The sequence below is a fragment of the Pontibacter sp. SGAir0037 genome, assembly GCF_005491705.1.
Lineage (GTDB): Bacteria > Bacteroidota > Bacteroidia > Cytophagales > Hymenobacteraceae > Pontibacter.
Genome location: NZ_CP028092.1, coordinates 4488621 through 4508589, shown reverse-complemented (window position 1 = coordinate 4508589; position 19969 = coordinate 4488621). Strand labels below are relative to the sequence as shown.

17 protein-coding genes are annotated in these 19969 nt (G+C 45.0%); 6 read left to right on the top strand and 11 right to left on the bottom strand.

Annotation, left to right across the window (positions count from 1 at the left end; translation table 11 throughout):
* Nucleotides 1-82: 82 nt before the first annotated feature.
* The 4 genes from C1N53_RS18670 to C1N53_RS18655 form a co-directional block, all read right to left on the bottom strand.
* A complete protein-coding gene (locus C1N53_RS18670) occupies nucleotides 83-2626 on the bottom strand; it encodes a DUF5916 domain-containing protein (protein WP_137760757.1) in 2544 nt (847 codons plus the stop codon).
* Between the two features lie 222 nt (nucleotides 2627-2848).
* Nucleotides 2849-3226 carry a co-chaperone GroES family protein gene (locus tag C1N53_RS18665; RefSeq protein WP_137761563.1) on the bottom strand — a complete coding sequence of 126 codons (378 nt, stop codon included), beginning with the start codon at nucleotides 3224-3226 and terminating at the stop codon, nucleotides 2849-2851.
* Between the two features lie 219 nt (nucleotides 3227-3445).
* Nucleotides 3446-4603, bottom strand: coding sequence for a homogentisate 1,2-dioxygenase (locus C1N53_RS18660; RefSeq protein ID WP_137760756.1), 1158 nt, complete (start codon nucleotides 4601-4603; stop codon nucleotides 3446-3448).
* 44 nt (nucleotides 4604-4647) lie between these two features.
* Nucleotides 4648-6333 carry a S41 family peptidase gene (locus tag C1N53_RS18655; protein WP_137760755.1) on the bottom strand — a complete coding sequence of 562 codons (1686 nt, stop codon included), beginning with the start codon at nucleotides 6331-6333 and terminating at the stop codon, nucleotides 4648-4650.
* Between the two features lie 319 nt (nucleotides 6334-6652).
* On the opposite strand from C1N53_RS18655, the gene ruvX reads away from it, so the two are divergent.
* The 3 genes from ruvX (at nucleotide 6653) to C1N53_RS18640 (ending at nucleotide 8436) form a co-directional block, all read left to right on the top strand.
* Nucleotides 6653-7069, top strand: coding sequence for a Holliday junction resolvase RuvX (gene ruvX, locus C1N53_RS18650; RefSeq protein ID WP_137760754.1), 417 nt, complete (start codon nucleotides 6653-6655; stop codon nucleotides 7067-7069).
* On the top strand, nucleotides 7066-7635 hold the full coding sequence (def, locus tag C1N53_RS18645) for a peptide deformylase (protein WP_137760753.1): 570 nt from the start codon (nucleotides 7066-7068) through the stop codon (nucleotides 7633-7635). The genes ruvX and def overlap by 4 nt, the downstream gene beginning before the upstream one ends.
* 345 nt (nucleotides 7636-7980) lie before the next feature.
* Nucleotides 7981-8436, top strand: a complete 456-nt coding sequence (locus C1N53_RS18640) for an Lrp/AsnC ligand binding domain-containing protein (protein ID WP_137760752.1) — start codon at nucleotides 7981-7983, stop codon at nucleotides 8434-8436.
* A 158-nt stretch (nucleotides 8437-8594) separates the two neighbouring features.
* On the opposite strand, the gene C1N53_RS18635 is transcribed toward C1N53_RS18640, so the two are convergent.
* The 3 genes from C1N53_RS18635 to C1N53_RS18625 form a co-directional block, all read right to left on the bottom strand.
* Nucleotides 8595-9851 (bottom strand): pyridoxal phosphate-dependent aminotransferase, encoded by a 1257-nt coding sequence (locus C1N53_RS18635; RefSeq protein ID WP_168194062.1) that lies wholly within the window; start codon nucleotides 9849-9851, stop codon nucleotides 8595-8597.
* Nucleotides 9852-9994: 143 nt separating this feature from the next.
* Complete coding sequence (locus C1N53_RS18630; protein WP_137760751.1) at nucleotides 9995-11170, bottom strand: DUF4407 domain-containing protein; 1176 nt, start codon at nucleotides 11168-11170, stop codon at nucleotides 9995-9997.
* Nucleotides 11171-11354: 184 nt separating this feature from the next.
* A complete protein-coding gene (locus C1N53_RS18625; RefSeq protein WP_137760750.1) occupies nucleotides 11355-12089 on the bottom strand; it encodes a hypothetical protein in 735 nt (244 codons plus the stop codon).
* Between the two features lie 204 nt (nucleotides 12090-12293).
* Here C1N53_RS18625 and C1N53_RS18620 point away from each other — a divergent pair, with 204 nt between their 5' ends.
* Nucleotides 12294-13709, top strand: coding sequence for a thioredoxin-like domain-containing protein (locus C1N53_RS18620; protein ID WP_137760749.1), 1416 nt, complete (start codon nucleotides 12294-12296; stop codon nucleotides 13707-13709).
* A gap of 90 nt (nucleotides 13710-13799) precedes the next feature.
* Here C1N53_RS18620 and C1N53_RS18615 read toward each other — a convergent pair whose 3' ends face one another.
* Nucleotides 13800-14357: an STM3941 family protein gene (locus tag C1N53_RS18615; RefSeq protein WP_137760748.1), complete on the bottom strand. Its 558-nt coding sequence runs from the start codon at nucleotides 14355-14357 to the stop codon at nucleotides 13800-13802.
* 48 nt (nucleotides 14358-14405) lie between these two features.
* Complete coding sequence (locus tag C1N53_RS18610; RefSeq protein ID WP_137760747.1) at nucleotides 14406-14963, bottom strand: DinB family protein; 558 nt, start codon at nucleotides 14961-14963, stop codon at nucleotides 14406-14408.
* Nucleotides 14964-15201: 238 nt separating this feature from the next.
* Between C1N53_RS18610 and C1N53_RS18605 the strand changes: the two genes are divergently transcribed.
* Nucleotides 15202-15888 carry a hypothetical protein gene (locus C1N53_RS18605; protein WP_137760746.1) on the top strand — a complete coding sequence of 229 codons (687 nt, stop codon included), beginning with the start codon at nucleotides 15202-15204 and terminating at the stop codon, nucleotides 15886-15888.
* 8 nt (nucleotides 15889-15896) lie between these two features.
* On the opposite strand, the gene C1N53_RS18600 is transcribed toward C1N53_RS18605, so the two are convergent.
* Both C1N53_RS18600 and C1N53_RS18595 read right to left on the bottom strand, forming a co-directional pair.
* The gene (locus C1N53_RS18600) at nucleotides 15897-16448 is read right to left on the bottom strand and encodes a Crp/Fnr family transcriptional regulator (protein WP_137760745.1); all 552 of its coding nucleotides are present in this window, start codon (nucleotides 16446-16448) and stop codon (nucleotides 15897-15899) included.
* A gap of 38 nt (nucleotides 16449-16486) precedes the next feature.
* Entirely contained in the window at nucleotides 16487-16771 is a 285-nt protein-coding gene (locus tag C1N53_RS18595; protein WP_137760744.1) for an acylphosphatase, read from the bottom strand.
* Nucleotides 16772-17011: 240 nt separating this feature from the next.
* Here C1N53_RS18595 and C1N53_RS18590 point away from each other — a divergent pair, with 240 nt between their 5' ends.
* Entirely contained in the window at nucleotides 17012-19954 is a 2943-nt protein-coding gene (locus C1N53_RS18590) for a glycoside hydrolase family 3 N-terminal domain-containing protein (protein ID WP_240773273.1), read from the top strand.
* Nucleotides 19955-19969 lie beyond the last annotated feature (15 nt).

Below are 19969 nucleotides of genomic sequence, written 5' to 3'. Positions count from 1 at the left end.
TAGATACTAAAAGTAGACTCGATCTATCATGAAAGAGGGCGGTTCAGAAGTTCTTCACCGCTCTCTTTCATAGATTTCGGTCTTATTTCTTTGCCAGCTTATTCTTCAGCATGAGGTAGTCGATGTAGTAGAGTACTTTTACAGATAAGCTGTTTGTTTGCGGGGCCGACATCGTGCGAGAAAAGTTATCATAGTACCCGGGTATAAGCTGCCGCACCTCCTCTTCAATGGCATTTTTCCAGACAATGCTTATCTCGCTGCCGGGAGCAAACCACCAGGAGTAAACCATATCCACATTAAAGGTATTATAGTTTATGTTGTGGCTATGGCTAGCAGCCACTCCATACCTGCTATACCCTAGCGGATACGAATCTTCCTGCAACATGCCTGCCGATGTTAGCTGATAGTACTGCTTGTAATCTGCCCCAGACCAGTAGTGGCGGGCACGAAGCGTAATGGACATCCTGTTGCTAAAGATATAGCTTACTGCCAAGGTATTGGTAGTGGTTTTTACATTTCTCCGGCCAAACATAATTGTATCCTGCGCTTCAGCAGAACGATCAGCATTGAAATGGTTTACAAAACCGATGTCGTCGTTCTTCGTGTTATTATTTAACGTATAGGTAAAGGATAGCCTGTCGTTTACACGATAGCGGGGCGAGACGTAAATGCTGATATTATGGCGGCTATTCTCATTAAAGCCCCTGTATCCGATCTCCACATCAAGTGCCAGTTTTTTACGATAATCTGAAGATACCCAGCCTCCAAAGCCATAGTTGGTAGGGTATGTATAATACCAGGCTCCTCCTATACGCGGCTCAAAAAAATCGTAAGTAGTAACTGGCTCCAGCGTAAGCCAGGCTCCAGCGCTCATAAAGTTTTTAAAAGTACCATTAATGTTGCTGTTCAGATAGAAATTCTGAAAAGCATCGGGCTTGTAGCGGCGGGCGTATCCTCCTTCTATGTTTGTGTAAAGGTTCAGCATTTTCCAGAAGGGCTGGTAAATGTTGTACTGTAAGCCTACCGACTGCTCACTAGTGTTGTTTGTGAAGAGTATACCCATATCATTCGGATTATAGGTATCAGATATTACTTTATGAGAGGCACTAAACTGAAAATTACCACTTACCTTGCCTACTCCCAGTTCATATGTATGGCCCAGATCAGTCTTATCTGTAAAAAAGCGCTGACTTAGGGCTCCTCTGCCACTAACTGCGTATTTGTTGCCCTTATTAGCCAGCCTGAACAACATACCCGTCAGGTTGGCATCATAGGTTTTGCCTTCGCGCATAACGTTGGTATTTACCAGCGTTACATAAGAGTTATTCTTAAGCGACTGATCCAGTACAGCTATATTATAATTCGTAAGCGGGTGTGTTTCCCGCTTTGTCCTGTTGCCTTGCTCATCTTCCAGGGTTGCATACGTTCTTCCTACCACGGCATTAAAAACACCAATACCCAAGCCTGAAGAGGTACGACCGGATAGCTTGGTGCCATTAAGCATTTTTGTTTCGGTCGGATTTTGGATAACAGTATATCCCTCTGCCTCTGCTGCCTGTGCATTCAGGTAATTAATGGGGCTGCTTCCAATTCGACGAGAATAGAAAAAGTCTCCCTTGTTAAATAACTCAGTCCCTTCCATAAAGAAAGGCCTGTTCTCGTTAAACTGCACCTCGAATGGAGACAGGTTCAGCACGCGATTGTCCGACTGCACCTGGCTAAAGTCTGGTATAAGCGTCATGTCTAAAGTAAAGGCATCGCTTATACCATATTTCACATCCATTCCTCCACTAAAGTTAAAGTCGTGGTTATAGTCTGTTTTTCCGGAGCTTTCGGTGTTGGCAGGATATATTACACCAAACCCAGAGACGTAAGGCGTTAGCGACAAGCGCAACGGAGCCTTGATATCTTTTATCCCTACCAGCTTTCCAAACTGGTTTACGAAACCATCTTTGGCCGGATCGACATGGTTCCAGAAAAAGCCCCGCCTTGTTACCTGCCTGTTACGCATAAAATTCAGCCCCCACACCTGTTCAGGCTTGCTACTGAAGCGCAACGCGGAATACGGAATCTTAAATTCTGCTATCCAGTTGTTTCCTTGTATACTGGCATTGCTTTCCCATACCGCGTTCCAGCTCCAGTCTTCTCCGTTCGAAGAATAGCGGGCATCCAGCTGCACACCAGCCGGCGTTGTCAGGAACCCGAACCCGTTGATCTGGTCGTTGTAGGTATCCAGAAAAATACCAAAGAAATCTGTGTTACCGATATCGTCGCGTTGCCCCAGCTGCCTCAGAATACTATCTGGCGATACATCATGCATAATAGCTCCTACATAGATAGCTACGTCATCATACAGAATGCGTACTGCTGTAGGGTGTACCTCTTTAGGGCCTGGGTTAGGTCTGTTCTGGATAAAGTCGGTGGCTATTTCAGCCTGCTGCCAGATAGGTTCATCTAAAATGCCATCAATTTTAACAGGCTCGGTAATACGTAATGCCTGCAGTTGCTTTGGTGGTTGAGGTACCGACTTTACCTCCTGTGCCTGCGCTGCAAAACCAGGCAAGAATAGCAGGAGAAACAGCCTGCAGGTAAAAGGGGTAAAAAACCGGCAAAAAAAATTTTTCATAGTTTTAATGTACTGGTGCAGCCCTGCAAGCAAAGTGCTGAGGTATTTAAAAGATGTAGCTTCTGCTGCAAAGGTTGCTCGAAATTAGAGATATAATTTTGAAGCAGGACAGAATCTATACATACCCTCATTTTTTATATGCGAAAGGCTGCTTTTACCGGATAATGCGCAAAAAAAGCCGCATTCAGCAGAATGCGGCTTTACTCCAGTTGTAGCCAGCTACTAAAGATCTTCCTCCCGCACCAGCATCAGCACGGCCGATTGAGGTACAATAAAGTATTTTTCTCCCAAGTAATTGATTTCTATAGCATCGCGCTGCAGGTATATTGCCAAGTCACCTTCTTTGGCCTGCAGCGGAATATAGCGCACTTCCTCTTCCTCATTTTCCCAGGGTTCTTCATCGAACCCGTAGTCGGCAGGTATAGGATAACCCGGCCCTACTTTCATTACATACCCTTCCTGCACCCGCTCTTTTTCCTGCACTCCCGGCGGCAGGAATAAGCCGCTTTTGGTCTGCTCACGTGCTGTTTTCGGTTTTATCAACACACGATCGCCTACTATAATTATCTTCTCCAGTTTATTCTTCTCAGAAATCCTCATTGGTAATGTACTCATACTATATAAAAGAGTCTTAACTTACTCTAAGTTGTATTTATGTGCTCAGCAACCTCACTACCTGTAAGTTTGGTAGCGGGCAGATTTGCAATTGGTGTGCAAAAGTACAACAACAGCTGCTAAATGTAAAGTAGCACAAAAAAGAGGAGAACAAGGCTATGCTTATTCTCCTGAAGCATTCATATGCAGAAAGTTGATGCAGTCTTATTTCCAGCTCATCGGGTAATGCGCATCCATTAAGGCCACCGCTTCCTCTGTTAAATGCAGCGGCCTGAAGGTATCTATCATTACCGCATATTCTTTTGTTTCTTTTTTACCGATACTGGCTTCTACGGTGCCCGGGTGCGGGCCATGCGGAATGCCACCCGGATGTATCGTAAAAGAAGCTCTGTCTACCCCTTTGCGGCTCATAAAATCGCCGTCTACATAGTAAAGCACCTCATCCGAATCTACATTAGCATGGTTGTAAGGCGCAGGAATAGACAAAGGGTGGTAATCGAACAGGCGTGGCACAAATGAACAAATAACAAAATTATGTCCCTCGAAGGTCTGGTGCACTGGTGGTGGCTGGTGTATACGCCCTGTTATCGGCTCAAAATCATAAATGGAAAAAGCATAGGGATAAAAGTAGCCATCCCATCCGATGACATCGTAAGGCCTAAAATTATAATAATACTGATGCAGGTAGCCTTCCTTTTTGATTTGCACCAGGTGTTCCCCTCCCTCCTGGTACTCTACCAGTTCATGTGGCGGTCGCATATCGCGTTCGCAAAAAGGCGCATGCTCCAGTAACTGCCCAAAATGGTTCCGGTAACGGCGGGGTGTCTCCACCGGGCTAAAAGACTCTATAATCAGCAACCTGACAGGAGCCTGGTTAAATTCAAAATGATGGATGATAGTACGCGGAATAACCAGGTAGTCGCCCTCTTTAAATTCCAGCATTCCCATTTGAGAATACAGCACGCCGCTTCCCTCATGCACAAACACCACCTCGTCGGCCTGCCCGCTTTTGTAGCTGTAGCCCATCTTCAGCTCCGACGGATTGCAGATACTGATCACTACATCGTTGTTAAACAACAATGGCTTTCTAGCATTCAGATAGTCTGAACCGGTAGTAACCAATTGCAACGTACGCAGGTGATGCGGCGCCAGCTTTACTCCTTCAGCAGCCTTTGGAGCATAGGGCACAGGCTCCTCTATGCGGCTGATGCGTGTTGGCGGGTTTACATGATACAGCAGCGATGAAACACCGCTAAACCCCAAAGTTCCCACCAACTGCTCTGCATACAGGCTCCCGTTGGGCTGCCTGAACTGCGTGTGCCGCTTATGCGGAATTTCGCCTAATTTATGATAGTATGCCATGTATATTTATTTTGGTCGCACTATCTGCAGAGGCACGATATTACCTACACATCGCCTCTGGCTAAACGCTTTGCCCTGGTAAATTCTTTGAGCGCCTGCTGAAACTCTTCATCAGATTCGTGCAGAATCGGGTAAAAGCCATTGTTACCGTACACACTTCTGGCAATAAATGCCTTCAGGTTATTGCGCAGCAAATTCTTAGACCGTTCAAATTGTGCCGTATTCTGCTCAATGCCTGCTTCCTTTGCCAGCGTCACAATGTCCTGCAGCATTTTATCTGTTACATCAAAAGTCTTCTGAAACTTATCAAACGACATTTTATCAAGCTTCTTACGGTTATCACGGTAGTAGTTAAGGGTATATTCCCCGATAATGTTCTTATTGTAAATTTTGCTCAGATACTCCGACATTTCAGTGGTATCGCGTGCTACAAAAACATCCGGCATAATACCACCCCCACCGTAAACAGTACGGCCAAGCGTAGTACTATACTTCAGTGAATCCACGAACAAGGTACTATCCGGGTGAAAGTATTCGCCGCGTTCATAGCGGTTCAGCATGTCTTTCTGGTATTCGTCGGTACCCGCTACATATGGTTTCTGGATAGAGCGGCCGCTTGGCGTGTAGTAGCGAGAAATAGTAAGCCGCAGCTCGGACCCATCGTTCAGCGGAATTGGCATTTGCACCAGGCCTTTGCCAAACGAACGGCGGCCAACAATCAGGGCTCTGTCGTTATCCTGTAAGGCTCCTGCCACAATTTCAGAAGCAGAGGCACTCCCTTCATCTATCAATACGATTAGAGAACCATTCTCGAAGTCGCCTTTAACATTTGCAAAGGTCTTGGAGTCATACTTGGAGCCTTTACCATCGGTATACACAATCAGTTTCTCCCCCGACAGGAACTCATCGGCCATGCGGGTAGCATGATCCATATAGCCGCCCGGGTTACCACGCAAATCCAGTATCAGCTGCTGTAGTCCCTTTTTCTTCAGTCCGGTAAGTGCCTCCTTAAATTCTTCGAAAGTATGTGCCGAGAAACGACTTACTTTAATATAGCCTGTATGCGCATCTACCATATAGCTCACGTCCACAGAATGCGTTGGAATTTTATTGCGCCGGATCGTAAAGTTGAGTGGCTTATTATTACCCTTGCGCAGTACAGTAAGTTCTACCTTAGTACCTTTTGGCCCCCTCAAGCGCTTAAACACGCCTTCATTTGTGATATTTACCCCTGCTACGCTCTCTCCATCTACCTGTATAAGTTTATCTCCGGCCTGAATACCCGCTGCTTCCGAAGGACCACCGCTAAGAGGCGTAACCACATAAATAGTGTCTTTAAAGATATTAAATTCCACTCCTATACCTTCAAAGTCGCCATCGAGGTAAGAACGGGCCATGGCCAGCTCCGATGCCGGAATATAAGAAGTATGTGGATCGAGCTTTTCCAACATCTTTGAAATAGCATAATCCGATAATTCCTCAATATTAACTGTATCCACGTAGTCGCGGTCGATATAGCTGAGAATATCTCTGAACTTAAGATAACTTTTTGCGGTACCTTGAGGATTATGGCCAGAAGGGGCAAAAGTAGTTGCGCCAATTAATACACCTACCACCAAGGCAAATGCTATAAACAGCGGCAAGCGAATCTGGAACAGTGTATTGCTGTTCCGGTTCTGCTGCGGCTGAGGGGTTTCCTGATCTGAAAAATTATTTTTATCCTCGCTCATTGCCTGATCTATAAAATTGTGATTAAAGATAAGAAAGTAGATCAATTTTACTAATCTTACCCTCTAAATTCTGTCCGCCGATACGACCTCCTATACCTGCTTTTTACTGTAGTTTAAAAGATGTGTTCTACTTTTAACAAGTAAAAGAATAAAATTTGTTCTTTACCTACACCTTATTCTCCTGTACAGGTTAAGCTTCAGGTCTAAACGTAGTGCAATTCTGCTTAATTAAAAAGAAAATCTTACCTTTGTACGGTAAATCTTACAGCCATAATCTTGCCAGTATACAATTACTGCCAGGATTATATAAACAAAAGCAATGGGTAGAATTTTGGCAATTGATTATGGGAATAAACGTGTAGGCCTGGCTGTTACAGATGCGTTGCAATTGATTGCCACCCCATTAGAAACCGTTCACGCCAAAGATGTGTTAGCTTATTTAAAGGCTTATACACAACGAGAACCGGTGGAGGCCCTGGTGGTAGGCATGCCCCGCACACTCAGCGGCGATGCAACCGACTCTACACAACATGTAGTCGGCTTTATCCGGTTGCTGGCTAAAGAATTTCCTGCCATACCTGTGCATACCGTAGACGAACGTTTTACATCCAGTATAGCTCAGAAAGCTATGTTGGCCGGCGGTTTAAGGAAGAAGGCAAGGCAGGACAAAGCAACTGTGGACCGGCTAAGTGCAACAATTATTTTACAATCGTATTTAGAGAGCAAAAATATATGATTTACCCTATAACCGCTTACGGCGACCCTGTACTGAAAGAACCTGCACAAGATATTCCGAAGGATTATCCTGAACTGAAGGAACTGATTGATGATATGTTTGCTACCATGTACCATGCGCATGGCGTGGGTTTGGCAGCTCCTCAGATAAGTAAGAGCATCCGTCTTTTCGTGATAGATTCTGAGCCTATGATGGACGAAAAAGACGAAGGAAAGGGGGTTAAAAAAGCATTTATCAATCCTGAGATCTTAGAAGAAGACGGTGAGGAATGGGGCTTTGAAGAAGGCTGCCTTAGTATTCCGGGAGTACGTGAAGTAGTTTACCGCCCGGAGCGCATTGTGATTCGTTATTTTGATGCAGAATGGAACGAACATACAGATACCTATGACGGCATGACAGCCCGTGTTATCCAGCACGAGTACGACCATATAGAAGGGGTTCTGTTTACGGATTACCTTTCCGGACTGAAGAAGCGCATCATCAAAAATAAATTATCTAAAATTACAAAAGGCGAGGTAGATACGGATTATCGTATGAAGTTTCCAGCCTTAGCCAAGAAAAGGTAGTTTAACTTATCTTTAACATGGAATCGCCTGTTGCAGCACTGTAACAGGCGATTCCATGTTAAACCTGTTTTGCTCCTCCCGCCGCGAGGATAACAAGCTAAAACAGAAGCCTTAAACACAGGAGCAAAGTACTTCCATATACCAAGATAATTTCATTCTTTTGCAAACATTTAAAATACTAATTATAAAAAGTAATACTTTAATATTAGTTTAAGCACCACTGCTGCCATATTTAAAATGCTTTTTATTTAGTATTATTTTTTTGTTATTTGGACTTGTCTCCTGAAAATGAAATAGTATAATTTTATTTTATATATTTAAGTAAAAGAAATAACCAGTACACATATGGTTCACGAAATTGACAAGCTGGACAAACAGATCCTAAAGCTGCTGATGCAAGATGTTACACGTGCTTACACCGACATCGCAAAGGAGTTAAACGTATCGGGTGGCACTATACACGTTCGTATGAAAAAGCTGAACGACCTGGGTGTAGTAAAAGGAGCACAATTGCTCGTGAACCCAAGTGCTGTAGGCTACGATATTTGCGCATTTATTGGCGTATATCTTGATAAGGGCTCCGACTATAAAGCTACAGTAGAACAAATGCGCCAGATACCGGAGATTGTAGAGCTGCACTATACCACCGGCTCTTACAGCATGTTCGTAAAAATCATCTGCCGCGACACCAAACATCTTCGTGAAATATTAAACGAAAGAATACAAGCCATAGAAGGTGTACAGCGCACCGAAACTCTAATTTCGCTGGACGAAAGCATCTCACGGCAGATTACGATCTAAAGAAGTGAGCGCCTGAATATCAGACAGCAGACTTTTCTCTTAAAAACAGGAGGGGCTGTTCCGATAACGGAACAGCCCCTCCTGTTTTTAACTTTTTAGTTCCTGACACAAATTTTATAGAGCAATGCACCAATAAACTTAATGGCCTTACCCTACACCTACTGTAGTTTCTGCAATGCCTCACGCAGCCTTCCCAGCGAACTTTTTATGGCTTCTAAAGATGCCCCGCCTACCGATAGCCTGAACCAGTTCAAATCTGCACCGGATCCGAAAGCAGAGAAAGGAACTACGGCCAGCTTAGCTTCTGACAGCAGGTAAAATGTAATGTCTTTGCTGGTGCGCAATACTTCGCCTGCTGGAGTAGTCTTGCCAGCCAGATCTAACTTGGCAGACAAATAAATAGCACCCATTGGCTCTATGGCATCTACAGGATAACCTTCCTGCTTCAGCTCCTGAAAAGCATTGTACAATGCATCCAGGCTCTGCTGCACCTTCCCTTTGAACCCACCCAGGAACGAGCTCAGTTGCTCCTCCTCTTTCAGAAATCTGGCCGTAGCCACTTGTTCTGCTTTAGGTGCCCAGGCTCCTACGTGTCCTAAGATAGACTTCATTTTATCCAGCACGGTAGTTGGTCCGTATGCATAGCCTACACGCACACCTGTAGCTGCAAAGCTTTTCGATATCCCATCAATATATACCACATACTTTTTCAGTTCAGGGCGAAGGCTCACCGGGTCGAAATGTTGGGCACCGCCAAAGGTCAGCATCCAGTAAATCTGATCGTAGAGTATGTAAAGCGGCTTTTCACCTTCTGATCTGCCGGCGTTCTCCTCCAGTACCAGGTCGCATATAGCCTCCAGATCATTTTTGGCAAACATTGTACCTGTCGGGTTTAGCGGAGAGCAAAGTGCCAGCATGGTAGCACCTTTCAAATGCGGAGCCACATCGGCGGCAGTAGGCATAAAGTTGTTCTCCGGCTTTGTTTCAATCATTACAGGAGTTGCACCGGATAAATAGCAGTAGTGGTTATTGTTCCAGGATGGTGTCGGGAAAACCACTTTGTCGCCCGGATCTACTATAGCCAGGTAAGTGGCATAGATAAGAGGGCGCGAGCCACCGGCCACCAGAATATCGTTTTCCGGATACTCCAGCCCCAGTGCTTTCTTTGTAAAAACGGCCACCGATTGCCTTAAGGCAGCCACACCGTTTGCAGGCGGGTAATTTGTCTGGTTCTGCGCATAAGCTTTGGTGATCTCCTCGCTTAACCCTTCTGGTATAGGGTATATAGAAGGATCAAAATCACCAATGGTGAGGTTGCAGATTTGCTCTCCACGGGCTATCATGCTGTTCACCTCACCGGCAATCCGGATAATTTCGGAGCCGATCAGATTTTGAGCCATTTTAGAAACACTCATAAAATAGTTTAGTTTAGTTTGTGCAAAGTTACGCATCTTATAAAGTATACCATACCTATACCAAGCCAGAAATCATATGCAGCAATAAAAAGCCCTGCAGCTAAGGTTAACTGCAGGGCCTGAGAGATAAACTATATTCTAGACTACCACTTATAGTACCCGTTCTCCTCGCCATCGTTCAGCACATCGGCTGCGGTGTTGGGGCTGCGGTTGATATCGGCTAGTTTACGTTCTTTCCAGACAGCAGCTGACTCGCGCACCACTTCCAGGTGTGTATCCGACTTAAGTTTTTCTTCTTCTTTCTTCGCATTAATTTCATGCTCGGCTCGTGCTGCAAACTTCGCCTCCGCCACTGCCTGCCGTGTATCGTACTGCTTCTGCCGCTCTGTTACACGCTGCATCTCCTGGGTAGTACGTTCGTGCTCTACCCCCTTCAGTATATCATCGTACGGGCCTTTGTTCGAAATAAGCTTTGTAAAGATTGGTGCCGTTTCCAGGCAGATAAACAGAAGCGTAATAAAAAACACGGGCAACCAGGGCAACTGATCTAAAGCATCTATCCGGGCCATCAGGCCATCGTAGTTTTCAAAGCTTTCCTGCCCCTCTGCCACCACTTTATCCTGATTCTTCATCAGGTCAGCGATTCGCGCTTCCCGCTGCAGGATACGCTCCTGTGCCCCTGCCTGCAACAGCTTCAGCTCTTCATCAATCTTATCATACTGCAGCTTTTTTTCCTGGTAAATAGGTCCTTTTCCCACTTTACCTGTTCCCCCGGTTCCATCGGCTTCTGCAGCCAGCAAATCATATAACTTGTTACGTTCCTGCACCTTTTCCTCTACCTCCTGGCGTATACCTGCTATCTCGCCTTTGATAGAATCCACCTCAGAGAATTGCCTACTTACCAATGCTTTATGATCGATGGCCAATTGCGCCTGCTTTTCTTTCAGGATGGCTTGTATTTCTTTATCGAAGATTTTCAGCTCCAGCGGTTTAGAAATAACAACAGCCAGCACTAAAGCCAGCAAAAGGCGGGGCATTACCATGAGCAGCTCTTTCCAGAACCTGCCCTCTTTCCGAAGCGTGGAGACTATAAAGCGGTCGAGGTTAAAAATGACAGCGCCCCAGAGTATACCGAAGGCAATGGCCATTAGTGCCGAGTCGAACACAGTATACAGGGCATAGGCTCCTGAAATACCAGCCAGTAAGCCAGTAAAGAGCACCGTAGCACCTATACCTGCATATTTTACATGCTCCGACTTAGAGCATTTTTCAAGGATTGTGTCGTCTGCACCGGCACACCACCAAAAGAATTTTGTCATCTACTATCTATCCAGGTCTTTATTTTGCAGAAGACTGCAAAATAGCTTGTAAGCTTATAACGCAAAGATACTCAACAGGTATATCTCTTCACACATAAATATCTAAACGCCAGCTTTCTCTATACGAACAACAGCTTCTGCTATATGTAGGTTCATAAACAAAGAAGCTATTGTTCGCCATGTGTTACTTCAGACTAAGCTCCCTCGATACGTCAGTTAACTTATCGTATAGCAGCAAAGAGGCTATTGCGCCAGTAAGTACCATGCGCTTATCTTCTGATAAACCTGGTTTCAGCCACACTTTGCCATTGTTTATTACCTGCACCGCTGCTACCCTTTCGTTGGCTTGCATAAACTCGTAGCCCAGTATATCGTCTGATGGCAGCTTTTTTCCTTCTGCTTTATAAACAGGAGAAATCTTTATTGACACCTCGCCATTGCTGAGCTCTCCCTCGAATTCTTTGCGTCGCAGGTACTGCCCCGGATCTGTAGTGAGCAGGTGCCATTGGCCACTTTGAGGAGAGGTAAAGTGGCTGGCATAGTACTCCAGGTTGGGCGCAACAGCAATGCTTATACCATTGTTGGACTTCAGTGTTTTCTCATGCAGCTTGCTGGCCCCAAACACATACCACTCATGGCCTTTGCCATCCTGCAGACTAAACTGGTGCTTTTGGCTGGCTTTTATGTTTTCGTAACCTGCAACTGCAAAGCCACCTACGCTTGGCCAGCCTCTGTTTACATTAGCTACAGTGTATGTACCTATGGCAAAGTTGCCGTTAGGTTTAAACGCTTTACGCCCTGCAACAGGCACTTCTTCTGCCTGCTCTTTAAAGGAAGGCTCCACAGCCATAGTAGCCACCTGGCAGGAAGATAGCATGAGCATACTTGCTAAGGATACCAGCAATAATTCTTTTTTCATAGTTTTATGGATCAGGTAGTTTTAAAATCACTCTGCCACAGGTAAAGCATAAAATATGCCAGATGTTTAATGCATGTATAGCTGACCTAACTAGTAATTTGTATTTCATCAGCTTGTAATCAATATTAGCCATTTATGCAGCTCATCGTTCAACCATGTTCCTGCACCATTCCGTAAGAAGAACAACACGACAAAAAACTATACATGCTAACCGGACGAGTAAATGCCCCTGAACTTACAACTGCCCATGGCTGGCTGAATACTGCGCAGGAATGGTCGATAAAAGATTTGAGAGGCAAAATTGTGCTGCTCGATTTCTGGACATTTGGTTGTATAAATTGTCAGCACATTGTGCCCGACCTGAAACAACTGGAAGAGGAGTTTGCCGATATCCTGGTAGTAATTGGGGTACATTCCGCCAAATTTGATAACGAGAAACACAGCGAAGCTATCTTACAGGCTATTCAGAAGTTTGGGATAGAACACCCGGTTGTAAACGATGCCGACTTTGAACTCTGGAACCAGTACGGCATACGTGCCTGGCCTACCATTGTACTAATAGATCCGAATGGCAAAGTGATCGGGCAACACGCCGGCGAAGGAGTATACAACACAGTAAAACCACACATCCTCAAGCTGCAGGAAGAATTTAAAGAGGACCTGAACCGAACTCCCATCCAGCTTCAAGCAACAAAGGCAGCAGCATCAGCTTTGTACTTTCCATCCAAATTAGCCAGCGATACCGAAGGTAATCTGTACCTCTCCGATAGCGGCCATAACCGCATATTAAAACTAACCCAGGAGGGACAGGTGCTGGAGGTAATCGGCAGCGGTAAGCAAGGCTTCTCAGACGGCGACTATACCGAAGCCAGCTTTTACGAGCCGCACGGACTGGTTGTACACGAGAACCTACTTTATATTGCCGATGCCAAGAATAACGCCATTCGCAAAGTAAATCTGGAGCAAAAGCAGGTGCTTACAGTAGCTGGAACAGGTGAGTTAAGTTACTATTTTGATGCTGATGCTCTTGCTGAACCTGTAAACCCGAACAGTCCCTGGGACCTGCTCCTCCTGGAGAACAGCATGTATATTGCCAATGCCGGCAATCACCAGATTCTGCGTATGGACCTTAGCACAGAAAAAGTATATCGCTTTGCAGGTAACGGGCGGGAGGCACTCGCAGACGGACCTTTATTAGAAGCAGCCTTCAATCAGCCTAGCGGACTGGCCAATAACGGGCATGTACTGTTTGTAGCCGATGCCGAGGCAAGTGCCATTCGCACTGTAAATACTAAAACCGGCATGGTGCTTACTCCTCTTGGTGTAGGGCTTTTTGATTTCGGTGATGCAGACGGACATGTAGACGATGCGCTGCTGCAGCATTGTGTCGGGGTAGAAGTAATTGACAGCAATGTATACATCGCCGACACTTATAACGGTAAGGTTAAGGTACTCGACCTGGAGCAGCAACGGGTACGCACATTGGCAGACGACTTCCATGAGCCTAATGATGTGCTTTTCCTGAACGGGCAGCTATGGGTAACCAGCACCAACAGCCATCAACTGTTCCGCATTGATTTAACTACAGGCGAGAAAGAGGAGGTAAACGTGCAGCTATAGTATCATATAACTATAGCTCACAGTGGTGTCTATAAATAGCCAAAGCCACTTATGGTGGTAGCCTTAATTTAAAACAGTATAACCTCCATTTTAGGAATGCTTCAGCACCCTTTTTAACTTTATTTGCTCCTGAAGAGCTGGCAGAGCAGCCTGGGCCGCATCTTTTCTTGTTCCTGGCACGTGTGCTACTACTTCCTGAATGAATTGTGTTAATATTTCTGCTTGAATATTTAGCCCTTCCAGTGCAAGGTTAATCTCCTGAGCTTCGTCAATACTACCTGGAGAAGCTTTCACAGCTTCTCCAGCACTATTTGTGCTCAGCAAAACCAGCTTTACAACTTCCTTGCTCTGCTTCTGCAACGGCAAAGCTTTCTGTATAACATCCCAATGTATAAGGCCTTCATATAATGTTCGGTCGTATATCCCCAACTTGTTTATAATCATCTGCGGCTTATGCTCCAGCAACCTAAGCAAACCTATAATAACACCTAAGCTACAAACCAATATACCCAGCCAAGCAAACAGCACAGATACATATACACTGTAATTAAGCAGGTATATACATAAAGCAACCAATAAAGCGGAACTGCCAATCAGCAAAAGCGTTTTGCGGGGCGAAGGGTATAGTTGTATTTCAGTATTAAGCATAACAGAAAGCAGATGCTGCTTATACGTAGCACACTAAGATTTGTAACACTAAGTTAAAATCACCTGCTTGGCCTGATGTGCCTTAACACGTAATGCCTGCTGCAGATGCCGTTCCTGGTGTGTAACAACAAATTCCAGCGTTTCTCCAATGCGCAGCTTCAGCAGTTTAAAAAATTCGACCGGAATAGCTTTTTTATTGATGTTTGCAGCTTTAGCGCTCTGTAGCAAGTTCAGTAGCTTCTCCTGGTGCTGTCTGAATTCTTCCACAGTACCATGGCCGAGCTGGCTGTTGTTCGGGTTCATGTGCTTTACGGTTTTGTGCTTCTTGCTGCTCATAGGCTGCACCATCTCCAGCGATTTTTTCCCGAACCAGCTATAACTGATCGTTGGCAGGTAATTCCCGCCTGAATTTTTGGCAATAGCTTTTGCTAAAGCAGGATTATAATAGCGGCTATAGCGGTTTAGATGCTCCAGGCATTCCAATATGCTCCAGCTCTCAGGGGCAGGCTTGTAGTTTAACACAGCCAGGTCTTGTGGCGCAAATGCTGCCATTACGGTGTCGTGCTGCTTTTTTACGGTTTCGGTGAGCTGATCCAGTGTTTTCATGAGCGCATAGTTTTATTTTGTAAAAGCAAAGGTATCAAGCCTTTCGCTTCCAAACCTTGACTAAAATCAAGATTTATAACTTTAGAGAGCTGCATCAGTTACTTCCGGTATATAGCACCTTATGCCCCATTCCCTGACACTTCAAAATATTACTAAAAATAGCTTACGCTTGCTTTATGTTATATAATTTATTTTCTATCTTTAACAGTAATCACTACATCTTTTTTGCCAATTATTTATGTATAAGTTCATCTTTAAACTTGCATTAACACTGCTTGTAAGCAATATTTTTTACTTGAATGTACATGCGCAGATTGCAATTGTTGGCGATGTGCAGGGCAGGCCTGCCGTTACCCGAAGTTTTACAGACATCCAGGGTTCTGCTTACCTCTATGATAGCTGGGAAAAAGGAAAGGTTAAGATGATGAACGGCACCATTCACGATAATATGGAGCTAATGTATGACCAGGTAAATGACGAACTGATCTTTAAAGGTTTGTCAAACCAACCTCAAACTTTTCTGCATCCTGTGCATGAATTTACCATTTCAAAAGTAGTTAATAACCATGTAGTGGAAGAGCGTAAATTTAGAAAAGGATTTTCTCCTGTTGATGGTGCTAACAATATGGCTACTTATGAAGTCCTAGCCGAAGGTAATACACTACTGTTAAAGAGAACGGCTAAAGTAGTTTTTGAAGATCTTCCGTATGGTTCTTCCACAAAAGTTAAAACTATAAGAGAGAACACCCATTACTACATTGCCGTAGCTGACAAGCTGGTAAAAATAAAAAATGATAAAAAGTCTGTGTTACAGGTCTTAAATAGTAAAAGTACCGAAATAGATAGGTTCATTAAAGAAAACAAAATCAATTTTAAAGATGATGCCGATCTTTCTAAACTGATCGCCTATTATAACACCCTCTGATGTTTCGCCTATCTGAGGCGGCTAAGCGTTTCAGGAGACATGCGCAGATACGAGGCAATATACTTTTTAGGAATGTGTTGAAAAAGGTGCGGGCTACGTTGCATCACACGCTCCAGCCGTTTTTCAGGCTCAGGCAGCAACAGGTCTACCTCCCGCTCAATTTTCCCTACCAGTGCCCTCTCCAGCTCCCGATACCAGAAAGCTTTTACGTTTGGCCGTTCTGCCATCAGCTGCACAAAATCCGCTTTGTTAATCCCCAGCAGCTCGCTTTTCTTTAACGCCTGTATATAATAAGCAGAGGGTTTATTATCGACAAAGGAGGGGAAGGAGACGATTAAAGTATTAGGATATCCAAACCCAACACAAATATCTTCTTCCTGGGTAGGGTAATAAATACGAAGTGCACCACTGGCTACAAAGTATAAACCCTGCTCTACCTGTCCCTGCCGAATCAGGTAATCATACCGGTTAAGGTGCACCTGCTTCTTCCATAGCGGCAGAAAAGCTGCTATGTCTTCAGGAGTGAAGTATGAAATTTGCTGGAGGAGGGTGTGGAGCATTTGTTGCAAAATGTTTTACTACAAGATAAGCAATATTTCTACCTCCTCACCTCAAACTCTCTAAAATCTGCTATCTGCTCCAACTCTTGCACTTCTACTTTTTCTACTCTTGCTCTGCCCGGGCCTTCATGCGTCCACTGTTCAAGCTGCTTTAATGCTGCTGCCTCTCCCTCTGCTTCCAGGTATACCGTTCCGTCAGGCTCATTCTGCACGAAGCCTGTTACTCCAAGTTCTTTTGCTTTGTCTCTGGTGCTGGCCCGGAAGAAAACACCATGTACTTTGCCGTAAACCCGAATGGCAATATGTTTTCTGCTTGTGTTCATGCTAAGTAACTTCATTTATATCTAAGCATCATACGCAGTATTTATCTTTTAAAGCCATGTAAACTGTCCGTAAAGAACAGCTTGTAAATTAATACCTCCCATGCCAGCACTTTCCGGGAAAGGCAACAATGCTTATATTTGATAAATTTACGCTTTACCTTTTACAGCTTTATGGTTCTTCATCGGCTTCATTTCTATATACTGCTCTGCCTTTTCGCCTGCTTCGCAACATCTGCAACTTTGGCACAAAAGAAAAAAGCTGCGGCTCCTGCTCCCAAAGCAACAGGGCTGCAGCCGCCCTTTTTGCAGGAAGACAGCAAAAGTAAAAGATGGGTTGATTCTGTTTTTGCCACCCTTACACCTGATGAGCGCATTGGCCAGCTGATCATGATTGCTGCTTACTCCAACAGAGACAAAGCTTTTGAAGATAACATTGCCAGCCAGATTACACGCTACAAAGTGGGCGGGCTGGTTTTTTTCCAGGGGGGGCCGGTACGGCAGGCAAAGCTCACAAATCGTTACCAGGCGGCTTCTAAGGTACCGCTCTTTTTAGCGATGGATGCCGAATGGGGCGTGGGCATGCGTCTGGATAGTGTTCTTAAATTTCCGTTCCAGATGAGCTTGGGCGCGATACAGGACGATACGCTGATCTACCAGATGGGCGTGGAAGTAGCCCGGCAGTTTAAGAGGCTGGGCATGCATATAAATTTTGCCCCCGTAGCAGATGTAAACAATAATCCGAATAACCCCATTATTGGCTTCCGGGCTTTTGGCGAAAACAAGTACAATGTAGCCCGTAAAGCAGGTGCATATATGCGCGGCATGCAGGACAATGGTATTCTGGCAACAGCTAAGCATTTTCCCGGGCATGGTGATACCGATGTAGACTCTCACCTCGATTTACCCAGCATTTACCAGAATTACAAGCGCCTCGATTCGCTGGAGCTTTATCCTTTCAAAGAATTAATGCGCCAGGGCCTGGGCAGTGTGATGATCGCACACCTCAACATCCCTGCTCTCGATACTACTACCAACCTTCCTTCCTCTTTATCCAAACCTACCATTACAGCCCTTCTAAAGGAGAAGCTGGGCTTTAAAGGATTGGTGTTTTCAGATGCCATGAACATGAAAGGCGTTACCAAGTTTTTCCCGAATGGCTCTGCTGATGCCTTGTCGCTCACGGCAGGTATGGATATTCTGGAGTTTCCTGAGAATGTAGATTCCACTTTTGCAGCTATCAAAGCAGCCGTAGCAAGTGGAAAAATCCAACAGAATGAGATAGACGAACGTTGCAAACGCGTGCTGGCAGCCAAATACTGGGCAGGGCTGAACAGGTTACAGCCAGTAGAACTCCGCCACCTGCATACTGACCTGAACAATCCGCAGGCTGCGTATATCAATCGGAAGCTAACAGAAAACTCTGTAGCCGTACTTCAAAATAACAATAACCAGATACCAGTACAGCAGCTCGACACTTTACGTGTAGCAGCACTGGCCATTGGAACGCCAACAGCAACAGCTTTTCAAAAGAAACTGGCTGACTATGTGGGTGTCGATAATTTCTTTCTTCCGGCCAATAGTTCGCTAGACAATTTATACAACCTGAAGGAAAAACTAAAGGCTTATAACCTGATCATTGTAGGTATACATGATGTAAGCACACGACCAGCTACCAACTACGGCATCACGCCTGAAACAATCCTGTTTGTAAAAGAACTGGCTGCTAACAAAAATGTGATCATGAGCATCTTTGGCAATGCTTATGCGATTTCCAAATTTCAGAACCTGGATAAGATCAACACATTGGTGATGGCTTTCCAGGAAACTCAGAATACACAGGAAGTAGCGGCGGAGCTGATCTTTGGCGGCATTAGTTCCAAAGGCAAAATGCCTGTTACCGCTACAGCCGCTTATAAAATAAACACCGGTCTGGCTACTCCACCTGCCACCCGGTTTACCTATGCCTCTCCTGAGGCTGTTGGTTTAAACTCTCAACTGCTAAGCAGAATTGATACACTGGTACAACAGGCTATTGCAGCCAAAGCCACACCCGGCGCACAGGTGCTGATAGCTAAAGGCGGCCGTATTATCTACCACAAATCCTTTGGCTACCATACCTACGACAATACCACGCCTGTTAAAAATACCGACATCTACGACCTGGCCTCTATCACTAAAATAAGTGCTTCCATTCCTGCACTTATGAAACTACAGGATGAAGGCAAATTTGATTTTAATAAGCGGATAATAGATTATTTGCCTGAGTTTAAAGGCTCCGACAAAGAACAGCTTGTTTTTAAAGATGTACTGACACACCAGGCAAGACTGAAAGCCTGGATTCCGTTCTGGCAAAACACCGTCAGGAAAAACGGCAAGTTTAAGTGGTTCACTTTTAAATCAGATTCTTCGGCCCGCTTCCCGATAAAAGTAGCGCAGAACCTGTACATGCACCGCAACTACCATAAAAAAATATACAAGCAAATCATCAACTCTCCTCTGAATGACAAGGAAGGCTATGTATACAGCGACTTATCTTTCTATCTATACCCTCTGCTTGTGGAGCGGGTAACCAGGCAGAAATTTGAAGATTACCTGCGCGAAGAATTTTATAAACCGCTTGGCGCTACCACACTCACCTTTACACCTGAAAACTATTTCCCGAAATCGCGCATTGTGCCTACCGAAGTAGATACCGCTTTCAGAAAGCAACTCCTGCACGGCACAGTAGACGACGAGGGAGCTGCCATGCTGGGCGGTATATCAGGCCATGCAGGTTTATTCGGCACTGCTAACGACCTGGCAAAGCTTATGCAACTATACCTCCAGAAAGGGCAGTACGGAGGCACCCGCTTTATCAGCGAAGAAACTATTAACACCTATACCAGCTGCCAGTTCTGCCCTACTAACCGCCGTGCCCTCGGGTTCGACAGAGTAAACTCGCCTTACATCGAGAATGGCAATACAGCCAAAGGTGCCAGTGCCGAAAGCTTTGGCCACTCAGGCTTTACCGGCACTTTTACCTGGGTAGACCCGGTGCACGACCTTGTATATGTATTTCTTTCGAACAGGGTGCACCCTAACAGAGAACCCAATATGTTGGGAAAACTGAATACCAGAACGGCTGTGCAACAGGTTATTTACGATGCCATTGAAGCCGCAGGAAAAGCAGCTGCCAAACAATAAATAAAACAGCAACAG

Coding starts and splice junctions, on each gene's coding strand:
- C1N53_RS18670 (WP_137760757.1), bottom strand. CDS start 2,626: ATGAAAAATTTTTTTTGCCGGTTTTTTACCCCTTTTACCTGCAGGCTG.
- C1N53_RS18665 (WP_137761563.1), bottom strand. CDS start 3,226: ATGAGGATTTCTGAGAAGAATAAACTGGAGAAGATAATTATAGTAGGC.
- C1N53_RS18660 (WP_137760756.1), bottom strand. CDS start 4,603: ATGGCATACTATCATAAATTAGGCGAAATTCCGCATAAGCGGCACACG.
- C1N53_RS18655 (WP_137760755.1), bottom strand. CDS start 6,333: ATGAGCGAGGATAAAAATAATTTTTCAGATCAGGAAACCCCTCAGCCG.
- ruvX (WP_137760754.1), top strand. CDS start 6,653: ATGGGTAGAATTTTGGCAATTGATTATGGGAATAAACGTGTAGGCCTG.
- def (WP_137760753.1), top strand. CDS start 7,066: ATGATTTACCCTATAACCGCTTACGGCGACCCTGTACTGAAAGAACCT.
- C1N53_RS18640 (WP_137760752.1), top strand. CDS start 7,981: ATGGTTCACGAAATTGACAAGCTGGACAAACAGATCCTAAAGCTGCTG.
- C1N53_RS18635 (WP_168194062.1), bottom strand. CDS start 9,851: ATGAGTGTTTCTAAAATGGCTCAAAATCTGATCGGCTCCGAAATTATC.
- C1N53_RS18630 (WP_137760751.1), bottom strand. CDS start 11,170: ATGACAAAATTCTTTTGGTGGTGTGCCGGTGCAGACGACACAATCCTT.
- C1N53_RS18625 (WP_137760750.1), bottom strand. CDS start 12,089: ATGAAAAAAGAATTATTGCTGGTATCCTTAGCAAGTATGCTCATGCTA.
- C1N53_RS18620 (WP_137760749.1), top strand. CDS start 12,294: ATGCTAACCGGACGAGTAAATGCCCCTGAACTTACAACTGCCCATGGC.
- C1N53_RS18615 (WP_137760748.1), bottom strand. CDS start 14,357: ATGCTTAATACTGAAATACAACTATACCCTTCGCCCCGCAAAACGCTT.
- C1N53_RS18610 (WP_137760747.1), bottom strand. CDS start 14,963: ATGAAAACACTGGATCAGCTCACCGAAACCGTAAAAAAGCAGCACGAC.
- C1N53_RS18605 (WP_137760746.1), top strand. CDS start 15,202: ATGTATAAGTTCATCTTTAAACTTGCATTAACACTGCTTGTAAGCAAT.
- C1N53_RS18600 (WP_137760745.1), bottom strand. CDS start 16,448: ATGCTCCACACCCTCCTCCAGCAAATTTCATACTTCACTCCTGAAGAC.
- C1N53_RS18595 (WP_137760744.1), bottom strand. CDS start 16,771: ATGAACACAAGCAGAAAACATATTGCCATTCGGGTTTACGGCAAAGTA.